This window comes from Sphingopyxis sp. JAI128 (assembly GCF_014207235.1).
In the GTDB taxonomy this organism is placed as follows: domain Bacteria; phylum Pseudomonadota; class Alphaproteobacteria; order Sphingomonadales; family Sphingomonadaceae; genus Sphingopyxis.
In genome coordinates this window covers 138,227-154,951 of sequence record NZ_JACHDA010000009.1, presented here as the reverse complement: position 1 = coordinate 154,951, position 16,725 = coordinate 138,227, and the positions used below count along the sequence as shown (strand labels likewise).

At 66.0% G+C, this 16,725-nt stretch carries 21 protein-coding genes; 19 read left to right on the top strand and 2 right to left on the bottom strand.

Annotated elements, in window-relative coordinates; genetic code table 11:
* Nucleotides 1–34 precede the first annotated feature (34 nt).
* Complete coding sequence (locus HDC35_RS18520; RefSeq protein WP_184648870.1) at nt 35–1,171, bottom strand: DUF3667 domain-containing protein; 1,137 nt, start codon at nt 1,169–1,171, stop codon at nt 35–37.
* Nucleotides 1,172–1,250: 79 nt separating this feature from the next.
* Between HDC35_RS18520 and HDC35_RS18515 the strand changes: the two genes are divergently transcribed.
* The 18 genes from HDC35_RS18515 (at nt 1,251) to rplQ (ending at nt 14,801) form a co-directional block, all read left to right on the top strand.
* Entirely contained in the window at nt 1,251–2,537 is a 1,287-nt protein-coding gene (locus tag HDC35_RS18515) for a glutamate-5-semialdehyde dehydrogenase (protein WP_184648869.1), read from the top strand.
* Nucleotides 2,534–2,881: a hypothetical protein gene (locus HDC35_RS18510; protein WP_260397831.1), complete on the top strand. Its 348-nt coding sequence runs from the start codon at nt 2,534–2,536 to the stop codon at nt 2,879–2,881. Before HDC35_RS18515 ends, HDC35_RS18510 begins: the two co-directional genes overlap by 4 nt.
* Nucleotides 2,882–2,930: 49 nt before the next feature.
* A complete protein-coding gene (locus HDC35_RS19985) occupies nt 2,931–3,125 on the top strand; it encodes a type II toxin-antitoxin system RelE/ParE family toxin (protein WP_409437961.1) in 195 nt (64 codons plus the stop codon).
* A complete protein-coding gene (locus HDC35_RS18500) occupies nt 3,122–3,775 on the top strand; it encodes a nicotinate-nucleotide adenylyltransferase (protein WP_058803181.1) in 654 nt (217 codons plus the stop codon). The genes HDC35_RS19985 and HDC35_RS18500 overlap by 4 nt, the downstream gene beginning before the upstream one ends.
* On the top strand, nt 3,772–4,167 hold the full coding sequence (gene rsfS, locus HDC35_RS18495; protein ID WP_184648866.1) for a ribosome silencing factor: 396 nt from the start codon (nt 3,772–3,774) through the stop codon (nt 4,165–4,167). The genes HDC35_RS18500 and rsfS overlap by 4 nt, the downstream gene beginning before the upstream one ends.
* 139 nt (nt 4,168–4,306) lie before the next feature.
* Complete coding sequence (locus HDC35_RS18490; protein WP_184648865.1) at nt 4,307–4,735, top strand: 23S rRNA (pseudouridine(1915)-N(3))-methyltransferase RlmH; 429 nt, start codon at nt 4,307–4,309, stop codon at nt 4,733–4,735.
* The gene (locus HDC35_RS18485) at nt 4,732–5,946 is read left to right on the top strand and encodes a peptidoglycan DD-metalloendopeptidase family protein (protein WP_184648864.1); all 1,215 of its coding nucleotides are present in this window, start codon (nt 4,732–4,734) and stop codon (nt 5,944–5,946) included. The genes HDC35_RS18490 and HDC35_RS18485 overlap by 4 nt, the downstream gene beginning before the upstream one ends.
* A gap of 130 nt (nt 5,947–6,076) precedes the next feature.
* Nucleotides 6,077–7,465: a S41 family peptidase gene (locus HDC35_RS18480; RefSeq protein WP_184648863.1), complete on the top strand. Its 1,389-nt coding sequence runs from the start codon at nt 6,077–6,079 to the stop codon at nt 7,463–7,465.
* A 69-nt stretch (nt 7,466–7,534) separates the two neighbouring features.
* On the top strand, nt 7,535–8,017 hold the full coding sequence (locus tag HDC35_RS18475; protein ID WP_184648896.1) for a disulfide bond formation protein B: 483 nt from the start codon (nt 7,535–7,537) through the stop codon (nt 8,015–8,017).
* Complete coding sequence (locus HDC35_RS18470; protein WP_184648862.1) at nt 8,014–8,529, top strand: demethoxyubiquinone hydroxylase family protein; 516 nt, start codon at nt 8,014–8,016, stop codon at nt 8,527–8,529. Before HDC35_RS18475 ends, HDC35_RS18470 begins: the two co-directional genes overlap by 4 nt.
* 79 nt (nt 8,530–8,608) lie before the next feature.
* The gene (locus HDC35_RS18465; protein ID WP_184648861.1) at nt 8,609–9,229 is read left to right on the top strand and encodes a hypothetical protein; all 621 of its coding nucleotides are present in this window, start codon (nt 8,609–8,611) and stop codon (nt 9,227–9,229) included.
* A gap of 210 nt (nt 9,230–9,439) precedes the next feature.
* Entirely contained in the window at nt 9,440–9,838 is a 399-nt protein-coding gene (locus HDC35_RS18460) for a hypothetical protein (RefSeq protein WP_184648860.1), read from the top strand.
* 48 nt (nt 9,839–9,886) lie between these two features.
* Complete coding sequence (locus HDC35_RS18455; protein WP_184648859.1) at nt 9,887–11,230, top strand: TldD/PmbA family protein; 1,344 nt, start codon at nt 9,887–9,889, stop codon at nt 11,228–11,230.
* Between the two features lie 13 nt (nt 11,231–11,243).
* Complete coding sequence (locus HDC35_RS18450; protein ID WP_184648858.1) at nt 11,244–12,035, top strand: 3'(2'),5'-bisphosphate nucleotidase CysQ; 792 nt, start codon at nt 11,244–11,246, stop codon at nt 12,033–12,035.
* Between the two features lie 201 nt (nt 12,036–12,236).
* Nucleotides 12,237–12,605: a 30S ribosomal protein S13 gene (rpsM, locus tag HDC35_RS18445; RefSeq protein WP_184648857.1), complete on the top strand. Its 369-nt coding sequence runs from the start codon at nt 12,237–12,239 to the stop codon at nt 12,603–12,605.
* A gap of 102 nt (nt 12,606–12,707) precedes the next feature.
* Nucleotides 12,708–13,097, top strand: a complete 390-nt coding sequence (rpsK, locus tag HDC35_RS18440) for a 30S ribosomal protein S11 (protein ID WP_003040416.1) — start codon at nt 12,708–12,710, stop codon at nt 13,095–13,097.
* Nucleotides 13,098–13,201: 104 nt separating this feature from the next.
* The gene (locus HDC35_RS18435; RefSeq protein WP_058803170.1) at nt 13,202–14,260 is read left to right on the top strand and encodes a DNA-directed RNA polymerase subunit alpha; all 1,059 of its coding nucleotides are present in this window, start codon (nt 13,202–13,204) and stop codon (nt 14,258–14,260) included.
* A 118-nt stretch (nt 14,261–14,378) separates the two neighbouring features.
* Complete coding sequence (gene rplQ / locus HDC35_RS18430) at nt 14,379–14,801, top strand: 50S ribosomal protein L17 (RefSeq protein WP_184648856.1); 423 nt, start codon at nt 14,379–14,381, stop codon at nt 14,799–14,801.
* Between the two features lie 401 nt (nt 14,802–15,202).
* On the opposite strand, the gene HDC35_RS18425 is transcribed toward rplQ, so the two are convergent.
* A complete protein-coding gene (locus tag HDC35_RS18425) occupies nt 15,203–15,853 on the bottom strand; it encodes a glutathione S-transferase family protein (protein ID WP_184648855.1) in 651 nt (216 codons plus the stop codon).
* 173 nt (nt 15,854–16,026) lie between these two features.
* Here HDC35_RS18425 and HDC35_RS18420 point away from each other — a divergent pair, with 173 nt between their 5' ends.
* Nucleotides 16,027–16,695 carry a helix-turn-helix domain-containing protein gene (locus HDC35_RS18420; protein ID WP_184648854.1) on the top strand — a complete coding sequence of 223 codons (669 nt, stop codon included), beginning with the start codon at nt 16,027–16,029 and terminating at the stop codon, nt 16,693–16,695.
* The last annotated feature ends 30 nt before the right edge of the window (nt 16,696–16,725 follow it).

The following is a 16,725-nucleotide window of genomic DNA, read 5'->3' as shown; positions in this document are numbered from 1 at the left end:
CTTTGTTACAGCTTCGCGCGCGCGGGACCGGAACCTATCCGCTGATACCGACGGCAAGCAACAGCAGCATGAACCAGATCACCGCGAACAGGCTGAAAAGGAGGAGCAGGTTCGCGCGCACGAAGGCACCGAAGCGCGACGAGCGATAGGCGCCGCGCAGTTGGCGGTGCATGTGGAACGGCACGTAGAGCATCGCGAAAAATGTCGCGACGTCGCCGAAGATCGTCAGGTTGAGCAGCCGCACGACGACGAACAGCAGCAGCATGAACGAGATCGAGTAAGTGACGAAGACGAAATGGTCGTAGGTGTGGAAGCGCCGGCTGAACGGAAAGAGCATCCACATGAAGGGAAGCGACAGCGGGATCAGCGCCCAGGCGAATTTATACGCGTTCGCCTGTAATTTATAGAGGACGAGCGCCGGGTTCGCGAACGCCTTTTGCAGGCCGTGGTCGATGAAGGGAATCCCGGTGTCGATCTTGTTTCGCGAGATGAAGTCGGCGCTCGTCGCCACCTGGCTGACCGGATCGTCGAGCACCGGCGGTCCCGCGGCGCGATCGGCGGCGCGCTCGCTCTTGCTGCGACTGCGCGCTATGCCGAGGTAGCCCGCGCTTTTCTGCAAGATGTCGCGCTCGGTCTCCAGCGCGCTTCGCTCGGACGCGGGCAGCTCGGTTTTCGCCAGTTCGGCGTCGATCCGGTCGACCTCGACCTGCATGCTGTCCTTGATCGCCGCGGCGCGGGTCTGCTCGGCTGCGGCCTTGTTCAACTCCTCGCCCAGCCCGCCGCCGCTGCCGACCATCGCAAGCACCGCATAGGTCAGGAAGACCGCGAACAGGAACAAAGCGAGCGGGGAAATGAAACGCGCGCGTTCGCCGTGGATATAACGGCGCGTCAGGTCGCCCGGCCGCCAGGTCAAGAGCGGCAGCGTGTTCCAGATCTTGCCCTCGAAATGGAAGATCGCGTGGACAAGATCGTGGCCGATCGCGCCGAAACTGCGATGCACGTCGGCGCGCTGGCCGCAATGATGGCAGTGCGACCCGGCAAGGCTGGCGCCGCAGTTGAGGCAGCGCAGCGGCGCGGGACCATGCGCCGGGCCGCCGTGCCGCGATTCGACCGCGCGCGCCGCAAGGCCCGCCGTGACGGCACCGCCGATACCCTCGATATCCCCTGTCATGGCGCCTTGCCTAAAGCCGCGCGCAGCGCCGCGCAACGGGGCTTTCGAGATACGCGGAAAACATGGTAGTGGCGGCGCCATGAACGCCGAAGCTCTGACCGCCCCGCCCTTGCCCGGCGATGCCGCCGCCCTGATCGCCGACATGGGCGCGCGCGCGCGCGCCGCCGCGAAACGGCTTGCGATGACGCCGACGGCGGACAAGGCCGCGGCGCTGATCGCGGCCGCAGCGGCGATCCGTGCGCGGGCCGCCGCCATTTTGGCGGCTAATGCCGAGGATATGGCCGCCGGACAGAAGAACGGTCTGTCGGGCGCGATGCTCGACCGGCTGCGACTCGACGCGGGGCGCCTTGATGCGATCGCCGACGCGATCGCCGATGTTGCGGCGCTTCCCGACCCGTCGGGAGCCGAAATCGACCGCGTGACCCGCCCCAACGGCCTGGTGCTCAGCCGCGTTCGCGTGCCCTTGGGCGTCGTCGGCATCATCTATGAAAGCCGCCCCAATGTGACCGCCGATGCGGCGGCGCTCGGCCTCATGTCGGGCAACGCCGTGATCCTGCGCGGCGGCAGCGAGGCGGTGCATTCGAACCGCGCCATTCACGCCGCCTTCGCTGCTGGCCTCGTCGAAGCGGGCCTGCCCGCCGACGCGGTACAACTCGTGCCCACCCAGGACCGCGCCGCGGTCGGCGCGATGCTGCGCGCGCAGGGGCTGATCGACATCATCATCCCGCGCGGCGGCAAGGGCCTTGTCGCGCGCGTCCAGGACGAGGCGCGCGTGCCCGTGCTCGCGCACCTTGACGGGATCAACCACCTCTATATCGATGGCGCCGCCGATCCGGAGAAGGCGGTCGGACTTGCGGTAAACGCCAAGATGCGGCGCACCGGCGTCTGCGGCGCGACCGAGACGATCCTGATCGACCGCGCTTATCCCGCGCCGCTCGCGATCGTCGACGCGCTGGTCAAGGCGGGCTGCGAAGTGCGCGGCGACCAGAGCATCGCGGCGCTCAGCCCGCATGTCGAATCCGCGAGTGCCGGCGACTGGGACACCGAATATCTCGACGCGATCGTCTCGGTCGCGCTGGTCGACGGCCTTGCCGACGCGCTCGCGCATATCGACACGCATTCGAGCAAGCACACCGACGCGATTGTCACCGAGGATGCGGGGGTCGCCGAGCGCTTTCTGACCGGCGTCGACAGCGCGATCGTGATGCACAACGCCTCGACGCAGTTCGCCGACGGCGGCGAATTCGGCCTCGGCGCCGAAATCGGCATCGCGACGGGACGGTTGCACGCGCGGGGACCGGTCGCACTCGAAGGACTCACCACCTATAAATGGCTGGTGCGCGGGACGGGGCAGGTTCGGCCTTGAGCAACACGATTCGCCTCTGGCGGCCGGTTGGCCCCAATGAACTGGCCCTCATTACCAAAAGCGCAATGCGCGAATTCCCGCCGCGTCTGCCCGAACAGCCCATTTTCTATCCCGTCACGACATACGAATATGCCGTGAAAATCGCGCGCGACTGGAATGTGCCGAAGTCGGGATCCGGGTTCGTCACCGAATTTGATGTAAGCACCGATTATCTCGCGAACTACAAGGTCGAGCAGGCCGGAGGCCGCGAGCATGAGGAATATTGGATACCGGCAGAAGACCTGCCCAATTTCAACCGGGCGATCGTCGGGCATATCAGGGTGGTGAAGTCCTTCCCCGAATGATCCGTAACACTCCGGTGGAAAGGGGTCAGGCTAATCTTGAATCACTTGTATGCAAATGATACATTTGAAAAATGGATACGAATTCTCCCAAAATCCCTTCGCTGGACCTGTCGTCCACGGGACATCCTATGGCAAATGGCGGGTAGCGGATTCGCCGCTCCTTCTTTTCTATCGCTTTAAAAAGGCTGCGATCCGGATTGTCAGGGTTCGTCACCATCGCGAAGACTGGCATCCCTCCTCATGATCCCCACCGGCCTCCTCGGCGGCAGCTTCAATCCCGCGCATGGCGGGCACCGCGCGATCAGCCTCAACGCGATCGAAGCGCTGGGGCTCGACGAATTATGGTGGCTGGTGTCGCCCGGCAATCCGCTGAAACCCAAGGCCGGCATGGCCTCGCTCCCCGCGCGGCTCGGATCGGCGCAGCGCATGGCGCGACGCTCGCCGATCCGCGCGACGGCGATCGAGGCCGAACTCGGCACACGCTACACCATCGACACGCTCAAAAAGCTCGTCCGGCGCTACCCCAATCGCCGTTTCATCTGGATCATGGGTGCCGACAATCTGGCCCAGTTGCCCCAATGGCGCGACTGGCGGGGAATTGCGCGACTGATGCCGATTGCGGTTGTCGCGCGCCCGGGCTATAGTGGCCGGGCCCATGCCGCGCAGGCGATGGGTTGGCTTCGGCGCTACGTCCGGCCCGCGGACCAGAAACTTCACTGGACGGACTGGAGACCGCCTGCCCTCGTGTTCCTGCGTTTTTCGCCCGATGTGCGATCCGCAACTGCAATACGGCAGGCCAACCCCCGCTGGTTCGAACGCTATGCTGGCCGCGCGATGCGCGACCCGCTGACGCATTCGCGGCTGGCCATGGACGAAAGGAATGAAACCGCTTGATAGCAGCCAGTAAGGATGCCGCGCCCGGCGCCGCAGCCAATGATAGTGTGGACGCGCTCCACGCGCTGATCCTCCACCAGCTGGACGAGGATCAGGCCCAGGAAACCATCTCCATCCCGCTTGCCGGCAAAAGCAGCATCGCCGATCATATGGTGATTGCGAGCGGCCGGTCGACGCGCCATGTTTCGGCGATCGCCGACAAGCTGGCGCAGCGCATCAAGCAGGAAGCGGGCCGGCTTGTCCGGGTCGAAGGCTTGCCCAATGCCGACTGGGTGCTGATCGACGCGGGCGACGTGATCGTCCACCTGTTCCGCCCGGAGGTTCGCAGCTTCTACAACCTCGAGCGTATGTGGTCGTTCGGCGACGCGCCGCCGGTCGCCGCAGCGAATTGACGGCGCTCTTCTGTTCGGACTGACGTCCGAACCCAAGCGGTACCAGCCCTCCCCCACCCGGCCACCCACAGGGTAAACTGGTTTGGGAGGCCGGGTGGGGGAGCGGGCTGATACCGCTTCCGCCAGGAACGAATATTCCATGTTGCTGCACATCATCGCGCGCGGGCGCATCGGGCGCTCTCCCGAGGCCGAGTTGGTCGAGCGCTATATGAAGCGCGTGACTTGGTCGCAGAAGATTTCGGAACTTCCCGATACCGGCGGGCGGATGCCCGCCGCACCCGACAGCAGCCGCATCGTGCTGCTCGACGAGGGGGGCGAACAGATGTCCTCGCTCGAATTCGCGAAACTGCTCGAAAAATGGCGCGACGGCGGGGTGCGCGAGGCGCGTTTCTGCCTCGGCGCCGCCGACGGTTTCACCGCGCAAGAGCGCGAGGGCGCCGACAAGGTCATCGCTTTCGGCCGCGCGACCTGGCCGCATCTGATGGCGCGCGCGATGCTCGCCGAACAATTGTGGCGGGCCACCAGCATCATCGCCGGCCACCCCTATCACCGCGAAGGTCGCCAGTGAGGCGCCTCGCCGCCACGCTCGGCCTGATCGCCGCTGTCGCGGGCGGCGCGTTCGCGCTCGCGCAGAGCGACATCTTCGATCCCGCAGCGATCGCAGCGCGCGAACGCGACCAGCTGATCGACGCGAAGCAGCAATCGGCGGCGGCGATGGCGCGCAGCGCGCTGCTTGAAAAACAGGCCGTGGCGGCGGTCAGCGAGGCCGACCGGCTCAAGAAACGCAGTGCCGCGCTCGCCGCGCGCATCCAGTCGGCCGAAGCTGACATCAGCGCGGGCGAGGCGCGCGTCGCGCTCGTCAGCCGCCGCCTGTCGGCGCAGCGCGCGCGGCTCGCCGAGCAACAGCAACCCCTGCTCGAACTCGCCGCCTCGCTCCAGCAGCTCAGCCGCCAACCGCCGGTCAGCGTGCTGGCGCAGCCCGGATCGCTGACCGACATCGTCCATGCCCGCGCGGTGATCGATGCCGCCATGCCGGTGATCGAACGCCGCACCGCCGGCGTGCGGCGCGAACTCGCCGCGCTCGACACCACGCGGCGCCAGCAGGGGATCGCTCTGCAGGCGCTGTCGTCGAGCAAGGCGCAGCTGGCACAGCGCCGCGACGCGCTGACGCGGCTCGAAAACGAAGGCCGGCTGCGTTCGCGCGAGTTGATGAGCAGCGCGCAGCTCGAGGCCGACCGGGCCTTGGGGCTCGGCGAAAAGGCGCGCGATATCGTCGAGCTGATGGACAGCCTCGAAGCCGACAGCGCGGTGCGCGCCGAACTGGCGCAGCTCGCCGGGCCGCTGCCGCGCCCGCGCAATCCTGCCGGCGCCGTCACCGGCGCCGCCCCGCCCGCCCCCGCCGAGGCCGAGCTGACGCAGGGCGCCTACCGGCTGCCCGTCGTCGGCCGCATCGTCGCCGGGCTGGGCGAAGTCAATGAAAGCGGCGTTCGGTCACGCGGCGTGACGATCGCCGCACGGCCCGGCGGGCAGGTCGTCGCCCCTGCCCCCGGTCGCGTCAGCTTCGCCGGCGATTATCGCGGCTATGGCAAGATTGTCATCGTCGACCATGGCGGCGGCTGGGTGTCGCTGCTCACCGGCATGATCGCCCTGTCGGTCGGGGTCGGCGACACGCTCGATTCCGGTACGCCCGTCGGCCGCGCGGGGTCGGATGACAGCCGCATCACCGTCGAACTGCGCCGCGCCGGGCGCCCGGTCGATATCGTCGCGATGATCGGCTGACGCCCCGTTAATCGCGCGTTCCGTCGCTGTTCCGTATCGGGATCATCCGCTTGACGCCTGCGCAAATGCGTAGGAGGATGGCGCGCCGGGATATATATGGCGGGAAATCCCGCCTGAGTGAAAGACGCTGATGACCGACTCGACCAAAACCGCATCGTCCCCGAAGCGCCGCTTCGCGCTGTGGCAAGGCGCCGCCGCGCTTTCGACGCTGGCGCTCGTGCCGCTCGCGACCGGTGCGATGGCGACCGTCGATACGAAGACGCAGGAAGAAATTTCACGCTTCATGGACGTCTATCTCGAGGTGAAGTCCAACTATGTCGAACAGGTCGACGATTCGAAGCTGATCGAAGGCGCGATCAACGGCATGCTCGCCAGCCTCGACCCGCATTCGGGCTATCTCGACGCGCGCGGCTTTTCGAATCTTCGGACCCAGACCGACGGCGAATATGGCGGACTTGGCCTGTCGGTGACGATGGAGGACGGCGTCGTCAAGGTCATCGCACCGACCGCCGACACGCCAGCCGACAAGGCGGGGATCAAGGCGGGCGACTATATCACCCACATCAACAAGGAACTGATCTTCGGCATGACGCTCGACGAAGCCGTCGAACAGATGCGCGGGCGTCCGGGGACCAAGATCGACGTCACGATCGTGCGCGAAGGCCAGGACAAGCCGATCGAGATGACGCTGACGCGCGAGATCATCGACCTCAAACCCGTGAAATGGGAAGTCAGCGGCGATGTCGGCGTGCTGACGGTCACCAATTTCTCGGCTGACGCGACCACCGACCTCAAGGCAGCGATGATGGCTGTCGAAAAATCGCTCGGCAAGAAACCGCGCGGCTGGATTCTCGACCTGCGCTCGAACCCCGGCGGGCTGCTCGACGAAGCCGTCGGGATCAGCGACCTGTTCCTCGAACGGGGCGAGATCGTTTCGCAGCGCGGCCGCAAGAAGGGCGATATCGAACGCTATTTCGCCGAACCCGGCGACCTCGCCGGCGGCGCGCCCGTCGTCGTGCTGATCGACTCGGGCTCGGCCTCGGCGTCGGAAATCGTCGCGGGCGCCTTGCAGGACCAGCATCGCGCGGTCGTGATGGGCGAACGCAGCTTCGGCAAGGGATCGGTGCAGACGGTGCTGCCGCTGACCGACACCACGGCGCTCCGCCTCACCACCGCACGCTATTATACGCCGTCGGGGCGCAGCGTACAGGAAGGCGGGATCGACCCCGACATTCGCGTGCCGCAGCTCAGCGACCCCGATTATGCATCGCGGCCAAAGTTCCGCGAAAGCGACCTGCGCCGCCACCTCATCAACGAAAAGAAGGTCGACAACGGCCTGATCGAAAAGGATGAGAAGGCCGATCCGCGCTTCAGCGCGACGGCAGAGGAACTGAAGGCCAAGGGTATCGAGGATTTCCAGCTGCATTATGCGCTGGAAACGATCGGCCGCATCGGCCCGCCGACGCCGCGCATGGCGCAGGCGGGCAAGCCCGGTGCCAAAGCCGCCCGTCGCAACTGACACCCATGTTTCTTCCTGTCACCCCGGCCTTCGCCTTCGCCGGGATGATGATCCAATGAGGTTGCCTTGATGTTTCCATCGCGCCTGGCTGCGCCCGTCGTCGCGTTACTCGCGCCGCTGCTGCTCTATGGCGGCGCGCTCGTGTCGCAATATGGCTTCGGGCTCCACCCGTGCGAGATGTGTTATTGGCAGCGCTGGCCCCACCAGGCCGCTATCCTGCTCGCGCTGCTCGCGCTGCTGTTGCGCCGCAACGACCGGGCGATGCGTATCTTCACGCTGCTCGCGGCCGTCGCCATCGCGATCAGCGGGGCGATCGGCGTCTTTCACGCCGGGGTCGAATATGGCTTTTGGGAAGGGATTACCACCTGCGCGACCGGCGCCGGCGGTCCGGTGACGCTCGATTCGATCATGAACGCGCCGCTGATCCGCTGCGACACCGCGCAATGGACGCTCTTCGGCATCTCGCTCGCGGGATTTAACGCGATCTTCTCGGCTGGCGCCGCCGCTCTCGTCTTGACCTTGCTGCGGCGGAAGACCACATCGGCGGCATGACAAATAAACGCACCGCATCGATGATCCGCGTCGACCAGGCGGGCGAATATGGTGCGACGCGCATCTATGCGGGTCAGCTTGCGGTGATGGGCGATCGCCACCCGATGGCGCGCGAGATCGCGCATATGGCCGAACAGGAACAGCGGCACCGCAAATATTTCGACGCGATGATCGCCCGGCGCGGGGTGCGCCCGACCGCGCTCCAGCCGTTTTGGAACGTTGCGGGCTTTGCGCTCGGCGCGGCGACCGCCGCGATGGGCCCGCGCGCCGCGATGGCATGTACTGCCGCAGTCGAGACCGAAATCGACCGCCATTACCAGCACCAACTGGACGAACTCGGCGACAGCGACCCCGAACTCAGCGCCGCGGTTGCGGATTTCCGTGCCGAGGAGTTGGAGCATAAGGAAGCGGCGCTCAAAGCAGGCGCCGAAAGCGCCCCCGGCTACCCGATTTTGAGCTTCGCGATTCGCGCCGGCTGCCGTGCAGCCATCGCGCTGTCGAAACGTATTTGATACCATGGCTCCGCCGCGCCGTTCATGACGGATGCAGGGTCGCGGTGTCATGCCGCGCCAAAGTGAAAAGGAATATCCGATGCCCCGCCTGCCCCTGTTCGCGTTGATCCTTGCCGGCAGCGCCCCCGCGCTGCCCGCCGCCGCGCAGGAGGCTCCGGCCGACGTCGACAAGATCAACCAGGTCATTGTATACGGCGACGACCGCTGCGAACCGTCGAGCCCCGACGAAATCGTCGTCTGCAACCGTCTACCCGAATCCGAACGCTATCGCGTGCCCCCGATGCTGCGCGGCAACCCGCTCGATGTGCGCAACGAGGCATGGGCGAACAAGGTCGTCGCGCTCGAACGCGTCGGCCGCTTCGGCACCGACAGCTGCTCGCCGACCGGGCTCGGCGGCTTCACCGGCTGCACGCAGGCGCTCGTCGCCGGCGCCCGGGCCGAACAAAAGGCGGCTGACAAGACCGACTGGCAGGCGATGATCGCCGACGAACGCGCCAAGCGCCTCGCGGGCATCGACGCCGCAGCGGCCGAGGTCGAGGCCGCCGTCGTCGCCGAGGAAAAGGCGCTCGCCGAACGGCAGAAGGCGGCCGAGGAACTCGAGCGGCAGGCAAGCGGCCAGGCCCCGACCCCGACTGCCCCCGAAGAAGCCACCAACGAGGCCGACGCCGAGCCGTTGCCGACCCCGCCGCAGCGGCACTGACCGCCCCCGGGGCCGGGCAGCCCGCAACGCGGGCTTCGGCTCCCTAAAATTGCCGATTTCGCAGTATTTTGGCGATCCGGCGCGATTTGGTTGCGAATCCGCGACGAATCGAGCGGAAAATTAACGAATCGCTGGCAACCTGTCTTGACTTGGGAATTTTTGGGGCAAATCGTGCGGTTCTGGGAATCGCCAGCCTAAGGGGGCTGTAATATGGCATCAGCATTCGGACCGCGCCTGTGGAGGCGCACGGCAGTCAGCGTGCCGCCGGCACGAAGCCTGGGCCGCCGAATGACCTGGCACGCCGCTGCCGCGCTCCTCGCCTTTGCCGCGCTTCAGATCTGGGTTGTTATGGGGGCGGTCGCCGCCGGTGCACCCTCGGCCTTTATCATCGTCGCGCTCGTCATCCTGCTCGCGCTGGCGCTTCCGGTCGTGCGGTCGACCGAACGCCGCTGGTATCATCTCAGCCGCCAGGCGCTCGCCAGCTGGGGTCTCCACGCACGCTTCCGCCGCGATGTCCGTCGCCTGTGGATCGCCGCGCTCACCCTGCCCTTCCTCTGGGTCAGCGGCGCGATGGCCGCGACCGACGCGATCGCGGCGATCATTCGCTGATCCGACTTAGATTTTGACGCTTCGCTCCGCGCCGGTTAGGGCGCGGGCATGCTCACCGTTTCCGAAGCCCTCGATCGCGCGCAGATGCTGTGCGCCGCCGCGACCAAAGCCGGCGCCGATGCTGCCGACGCACTTTATTATTGCAACGCCGCAACCTCGGTCTCGATGCGGCTCGGCGCGCTCGAAGATGTCGAGCGGTCCGAAGGACAGGATATCTCGCTGCGCGTCTTCGTCGGGCAGCGCAGCGCGAGCGTGTCGACCGCCGACATGGACGCTGGCGAACTTGCGAAGCTCGTGGAACGCTGCGTCGCGATGGCGCGCGAGGCGCCCGAGGATCCCTATGCTGGACTCGCCCCCGAAGAATTGCTCTTCAAGGGCCCCGTCCCCGACTTCGACCTCGACGATGGCAGCGAAGCCGATCCCGCCGCGCTGCGCGCCGCCGCGCTCACGGTCGAAGAGGCAGCGCGCGCCGTTGCCGGTGTCACGAACAGCGAGGGCGGCTCGGCAAGCCACAGCCGCACGCGCTTCGCGCTCGCGACCAGCCATGGCTTTGCCGGCGGCTATGGGTCGAGCGGCCACAGCCTCTCGGCGAGCGTGATCGCGGGTAAAGGCGCCGACATGCAGCGCGATTACGGATGGCACAGCGCGCATCACCTCGCCGACCTCGAAAGCGCCGCCGAGATCGGCGCGCGCGCCGGGGCACGCGCGGTCGCGCGGCTGCACCCCGGCAAGGCCCCGACCGGCAAGCTCCCCGTCATCCTCGACCCGCGCGTCAGCGGCGGCATCGTCGGCCATCTGCTCGGCGCCATCGCCGGCCCCGCAATCGCGCGCGGGACGAGCTTCCTGCTCGGTAGGGAAGATCAGATGCTGTTCGACAGCGCGATCGTCGTCCGCGACGAACCGCACCGCGCGCGCGGGCTCAGGAGCCGCGCCTTCGACGGCGAAGGCCTGCCGACCGCGCCGCGCGACATCGTGGCGAACGGCAAGATCACCGGCTGGCTGCTCGACAATGCGTCGGCAAGACAGCTCGGCCTCGCCCCGACTGGCCACGCCAGCCGCGGCGGCGGCGCCTCGGGGGTCGGCGCGAGCAACCTGCATCTCGCGGCGGGCAGCGCCACGCCCTCGGCGTTGATCCAGGACATCGCCGAGGGCGTCTACATCACCGAACTCATCGGCCAGGGCGTCAACCCGGTGACCGGCGATTACAGCCGCGGCGCGTCGGGCTTCCTGATCCGGGGCGGCGAGATCGCGGGACCGATCGCGGAATTCACCATCGCGGGCAATCTGGTCGACATGTTCGCCGCGCTGACCCCCGCGAACGACCTCGAGTTCCGCCATGCGACCAACGCGCCGACGCTGCGCATCGACGGCATGACCGTCGCGAGCAGCTGAGAGCCGGCAGTCGATGCCCGGTCGCAACCTCGAAGCCGTGATCGCCGCGACGCGCGAGGTCGGCGACATGGCGATGGCGCGCTGGCGCGGCGAGGGCAAGGCGGTCGACGTGTGGCACAAGTCGCACGACAATCCGGTGAGCGACGTCGATCTTGCGGTCGATGCGCGGCTGAAGGCCGTGCTCGGCGCGATGGTGCCCGAAGCAGGCTGGCTGTCCGAGGAAACCGCCGACAATGAAGATCGGCTGGCGTGCCGCGCGATGTGGTGCGTCGATCCGATCGACGGCACGCGCGATTTCATCCGTGGCCGCCCCGGCTGGTGCGTGTCGGTCGCGCTCGTCGTCGATGGCACCCCCGAACTCGGTGTGCTCTACGCCCCCGCGCTCGACGAGCTGTGGGTCGCGCAAAAGGGCAAGGGCGCGACATTGAACGGCGAGACGCTGCGCGCGAGCCGCCGGATGATCTTCGATGGATCGCGCGTCCCCGCCGACAGCCTGCCCAAAATCGACCGCGACCTGATCATGGTCACCAAGCCGAACAGCATCGCCCTGCGCATGGCGCTCGTCGCCGACGACCGCGCCGACCTGGTCGCGACACTGCGCTGGGGTTTCGAATGGGATGTCGCCGCCGCCGCGCTGATCGCGACCGAAGCCGGCGCGGCCGTCACCGACGCTTTCGGCGAGCCGCTGAAGTTTAATACGCCGCGCGCGCAGGCCTTTGGTGTCATCGCCTGCGCCCCCGGAATCCACCGCGCGGTAGTCGCGCGCTTGAACGACCGCGCCGTCGCTCTTACATCGCATCCGTGACCAGCCCTTACGACAAGTCATTCGCCGCAGTTCGCTTGACTTTCGGCACGACTCACCCTAACTGCGCGGACATTCCGACAGCCTGACCGGACGGCGAAGCGTCTTCGTGCGCATCGTGGTCCGTTTTTTGCGTTGGAAATTCAGACGCTTTGAGATGGGGCCGATTGCCAGCGCGCCCTGTGGAGCAGGAGAAAGTTACCAATGGCACGTATCGCGGGCGTCAACCTGCCCACCAACAAGCGCGTGATCATCGCGCTCACCTACATCCACGGCATCGGTCGCAAGACCGCCGCCGACATCGCCGACAAGCTGGGCATCGATCACAGCCGCCGCGTTCAGGACCTCAGCGACGCCGAAGTCCTGCAGATCCGCGAAACGATCGATGCCGGTCTCACGGTCGAGGGTGATCTTCGCCGCAACACGGCGATGAACATCAAGCGCCTGATGGACCTCGCCTGCTATCGCGGCCTGCGTCATCGCAAGGGCCTTCCCGTCCGCGGCCAGCGCACGCACACCAATGCGCGCACCCGCAAGGGCAAGGCGAAGCCGATCGCCGGCAAGAAGAAATAAGATCAGAAAATCGTCCGGGGGACGGTTTTCCTTATTTCTCCGCCGGAGGCCGCTCCCGTCGCAGCGCCCCGGTCGTTCAGGATTTAGGATTAGGATTTCATCATGGCTCGTGAACCGCAGCGTCTTCGTCGGCGCGAACGCAAGAATATCTCGTCGGGCGTCGCGCACGTCAACGCCACCTTCAACAACACGATGATCACCATCACCGATGCACAGGGCAATGCGATTGCCTGGTCGAGCGCCGGCATGATGGGCTTCAAGGGCAGCCGCAAGTCGACCCCTTACGCCGCGCAGGTGTGCGCCGAAGATGCCGGCAAAAAGGCCGCCGAACATGGCGTCCGTACGCTCGAAGTCGAAGTCAAGGGTCCCGGCGCGGGCCGCGAATCGGCGCTGCGCGCGCTGCAGGCGGTCGGCTTCCACATCACGTCGATCCGCGACGTGACGCCGATCCCGCACAATGGCGTCCGCCCGGCCAAGCGCCGCCGCGTCTGACGTCTTTTCGGGCGCGCCTCACACCGGGGCGCCGCCCGCATAAAACTCCTCGCTGGACAGGCAAGCCGACCCCTGCCCGTCCCGCCCAAAGCAAAGGGAAATCCATGACTGTCAATATCCGGAACTGGCAGGAATTGAAGAAGCCCAGCAACCTGGAAATCAAGGCTGGCAGCGACGGCAAGCGCAAGGCGACCTTCGTCGCCGAACCGCTTGAGCGTGGCTTCGGCCTGACGCTCGGCAACGCGCTGCGCCGCGTGCTGCTCTCGTCGCTCCAGGGTGCGGCCATTACGTCGATCAAGATCGAGAATGTTCTCCACGAATTCTCGAGCCTGGCCGGCGTGCGTGAAGACGTCACCGACATCGTCCTCAACGTCAAGCAGATCGCGCTCAAGATGGAAGGCGAAGGCCCCAAGCGGCTCCAGCTTTCGGCGACCGGTCCCGCGACCGTCAAGGCCGGCGACATCATGGTGTCGGGCGACATCAAGGTGATGAACCCGAACCATGTCATCTGCCACCTCGACGATGGCGCGACGCTGAACATGGAACTCGTTGCCGACACCGGCAAGGGCTATGTCCCCGCGACCGCCAACCGTCCGGTCGATGCGCCGATCGGCCTGATCCCGGTCGATTCGCTCTACTCGCCCGTGCGCCAGGTTGCCTACAAGGTGGACAATGCGCGCATCGGCCAGGAACTGGACTATGACAAGCTGAACCTGACCGTCGAAACCGACGGCACGGTCACCCCCGAAGATGCCGTCGCCTATGCCGCGCGCATCCTTCAGGACCAGCTTCAGGTCTTCGTCCACTTCGAAGAGGCGATGAACGACAGCGGCCTCATCGGCATGGCGGCTTCGCCGACCACCGCCGACGAATCGGACGTCAACCAGCTCAATCGCTTCCTCCTGAAGAAGGTCGACGAGCTCGAGCTGTCGGTCCGCAGCGCCAACTGCCTCAAGAACGACAATATCATCTACATCGGTGATCTCGTTCAGAAGACCGAAGCCGAAATGCTCCGCACGCCGAACTTCGGCCGCAAATCCTTGAACGAAATCAAGGAAGTGCTGTCGTCGATGGGTCTGCGCCTTGGTATGGACATCCCCGGCTGGCCGCCGGAGAATATCGAGGAAATGGCCAAGAAGCTCGAACAGGAACTTCTCGGCTAATTCCGGAGCTGTGCCCCGGCGCAAGCCGGGGTCCAGACAAACGGGAAGGGGTCGGCCCGCACATCGACCTGGCTTGGGGTACCTCACACGGCCCCTCTGACAAACGAAGGAATGGATTATGCGTCATAAATCGGGTGGCCGGAAACTGCAGCGCACGAGCGCGCACCGCACGGCCCTGTTCCGGAACATGTCGGCTTCGCTCATCAAGCATGAGCAGATCACGACGACCGTCGCCAAGGCGAAGGAATTGCGTCCCTATATCGAAAAGCTCGTCACGCTGGCGAAGCGCGGTGGCCTTGCCAACCGCCGCCTCGCGATGAGCCGCCTGATGGACGACGCGCAGCTCGTGAAGCTGTTCGACGTTCTCGCCGAACGCTACAAGGACCGCAACGGCGGCTATACCCGCATCATCAAGGCCGGCATCCGCGCGTCGGACGCCTCGCCGATGGCGATCATCGAATTCGTCGATCGCGACGTCGATGCCAAGGGCCAGGATTCGGGTCCGGTCGAACAGTTCGACGAAGACATGGCCGAAGCCTGAGCTTCGCCTCGTCGCCAAAAGATCGAGGGCGGCCTCCGAAAGGACGGCCGCCTTTTTCTTTGCTCCCAAACCGAACAGCGGCGACTTTGGCGTGGTGAGCGGACGTTGCTCATTTAGCTTCGTCATCCCGGACTTGATCCGGGATCCAGGACGACGAGGCGGCTATGGATCCCGGATCAAGTCCGGGATGACGATCAAATAAAGGATCGCGATTACGCGTCAGCGACCTCCAATCCTCCCTGTGGCGAAGCCATGGGGAGGGGGACCGCGCCCGCAGGGCGTGGTGGTGGGGCCGCAGCGTCGCGCCATTAACCCCTCCGTCAGCCCTGCGGGCTGCCACCCCCATGGCTTCGCCACAGGGAGGATCGAACGTCCGCAATCGGTCGAAAGCCGCCGCGATCCTATCCCGCCAGCACCCGCGCCATCATCCGCTCTTCCTTTTCGATCCACGGCGCCATGCTCGCGCGCGACAGGATCGCCTCGCTCCAAGCGGCGATTTTTGGATGGGTGGCGGGATCGATGCACGCGCCACAATGGCGCAGGTTCATCAGCGGCGACGCGACCGCAAGGTCGGCGAGCGTCAGCCGGTCGCCGACGAGGAAGCCCGACGCCGGGATCGCGCTTTCCAGATAGGCGAGCAATTTGGGCAGCTCTTCGCTCTCGGCCTGCGCCGCGGCAGCCAGATCGCCTTCGCGGCCCAGGAATTTCGGCGCGACGATGCGGTTGAAGAACATCTTGCCGCTGCATGCCGCAAACACCGTGTCGCCGAACTCCTCCCACCAGATCGTCCGGCCGCGTTGCTGCGGGTCGGCAGGGATCAGCGCAGGTTCGGGATATTTCGCCTCGACATATTGGATGATCGCGCTCGAATCGGCGAGCAGGAAGCCGTCGTCGTCCATCGCGGGCATCTTGCCGAGCGGCGACGCAGCCTGGAAACCGGGGTCGGGATCGCCGATGCCGACGCCCTTCAGTTCGAAAGCAACCCCCTTCTCGCCCAGAAAGCCCAGCAGTTTGCGCACGAACGGCGACACCACCGACCCGTAAATGATCATTGCATTTCTCCCATGACGTTGCCGCATCATAGGCCAAAGGTTTTTACCTGCAACCTGTCTCCGGCTCGGCAGATCGCGGCGCAGCGGCCCCGCCCCAAAGATTTTCATACCCGCAAGCCAGCTTTCGGCGCGCCGCTAACATTCTTTTAACCAGCCGCCTACATCACGGACATATGGCCATTTCCGGATATTTCCTCCCTTCGGCATCCGACGCCGACCGGCGCCTCGACGCACGCCGGAAACTCAGCCTGCTCGCGCGCGGCGCACAGCGCGACGGCGCCGGGATCGATGTCCAGATCCACAATATCTCGGGAACGGGCCTGTTGTTCGAAAGCGACATCAAGCTCGCCGCCGGCGACCGGATCGAGATCGAGCTTCCCCACGCCGGCGACATCACCGCAAAGGTCATCTGGGCCAGCGGACGGCTTTTCGGATGCCAGTTCGAAGGCCCGGTATCGCCCGCGACGCTGAGCGCGGTCGAGCTGAAAAGCGCCATCGACGCGGTGTCCGAGATCGAAGAGGAACCGGCCGCACCTTTCGCCGACGACGGTTTTGGCGCCCGCCTGCAACATTTTCGTATCGACGCCGGGCTCAGCCAGGCTGACGTCGGCAAACAGATGGGCGTCAGCGCGCCGTCCATCTCCAGCTGGGAAAACGGCCGGGCGCGGCCCAAGCATGGCCGCATGGCAAAGCTCGCCGCCATCCTTGGCGTCGAGGCATCCGACTTGGTGGACGATGCGCCGGGCGAAGAGATTCAGGATCTGGTCGACCGATGCCGCGAACAGATCGCCGAAGCCGTCGGGCTCAGCATCGACAGGGTTCGGATTTTCGTCGAATATTGACCCATCGCACGGGTCGCCACGCCCTCGCGC

Coding starts and splice junctions, on each gene's coding strand:
- HDC35_RS18465 (WP_184648861.1), top strand. CDS start 8,609: ATGCCCCGCCTGCCCCTGTTCGCGTTGATCCTTGCCGGCAGCGCCCCC.
- HDC35_RS18490 (WP_184648865.1), top strand. CDS start 4,307: ATGTTGCTGCACATCATCGCGCGCGGGCGCATCGGGCGCTCTCCCGAG.
- HDC35_RS18435 (WP_058803170.1), top strand. CDS start 13,202: ATGACTGTCAATATCCGGAACTGGCAGGAATTGAAGAAGCCCAGCAAC.
- HDC35_RS18475 (WP_184648896.1), top strand. CDS start 7,535: ATGTTTCCATCGCGCCTGGCTGCGCCCGTCGTCGCGTTACTCGCGCCG.
- HDC35_RS18450 (WP_184648858.1), top strand. CDS start 11,244: ATGCCCGGTCGCAACCTCGAAGCCGTGATCGCCGCGACGCGCGAGGTC.
- HDC35_RS18515 (WP_184648869.1), top strand. CDS start 1,251: ATGAACGCCGAAGCTCTGACCGCCCCGCCCTTGCCCGGCGATGCCGCC.
- HDC35_RS18420 (WP_184648854.1), top strand. CDS start 16,027: ATGGCCATTTCCGGATATTTCCTCCCTTCGGCATCCGACGCCGACCGG.
- HDC35_RS19985 (WP_409437961.1), top strand. CDS start 2,931: ATGCAAATGATACATTTGAAAAATGGATACGAATTCTCCCAAAATCCC.
- rpsM (WP_184648857.1), top strand. CDS start 12,237: ATGGCACGTATCGCGGGCGTCAACCTGCCCACCAACAAGCGCGTGATC.
- HDC35_RS18480 (WP_184648863.1), top strand. CDS start 6,077: ATGACCGACTCGACCAAAACCGCATCGTCCCCGAAGCGCCGCTTCGCG.
- rplQ (WP_184648856.1), top strand. CDS start 14,379: ATGCGTCATAAATCGGGTGGCCGGAAACTGCAGCGCACGAGCGCGCAC.
- rpsK (WP_003040416.1), top strand. CDS start 12,708: ATGGCTCGTGAACCGCAGCGTCTTCGTCGGCGCGAACGCAAGAATATC.
- HDC35_RS18500 (WP_058803181.1), top strand. CDS start 3,122: ATGATCCCCACCGGCCTCCTCGGCGGCAGCTTCAATCCCGCGCATGGC.
- HDC35_RS18455 (WP_184648859.1), top strand. CDS start 9,887: ATGCTCACCGTTTCCGAAGCCCTCGATCGCGCGCAGATGCTGTGCGCC.
- HDC35_RS18520 (WP_184648870.1), bottom strand. CDS start 1,171: ATGACAGGGGATATCGAGGGTATCGGCGGTGCCGTCACGGCGGGCCTT.
- HDC35_RS18470 (WP_184648862.1), top strand. CDS start 8,014: ATGACAAATAAACGCACCGCATCGATGATCCGCGTCGACCAGGCGGGC.
- HDC35_RS18425 (WP_184648855.1), bottom strand. CDS start 15,853: ATGATCATTTACGGGTCGGTGGTGTCGCCGTTCGTGCGCAAACTGCTG.
- HDC35_RS18460 (WP_184648860.1), top strand. CDS start 9,440: ATGGCATCAGCATTCGGACCGCGCCTGTGGAGGCGCACGGCAGTCAGC.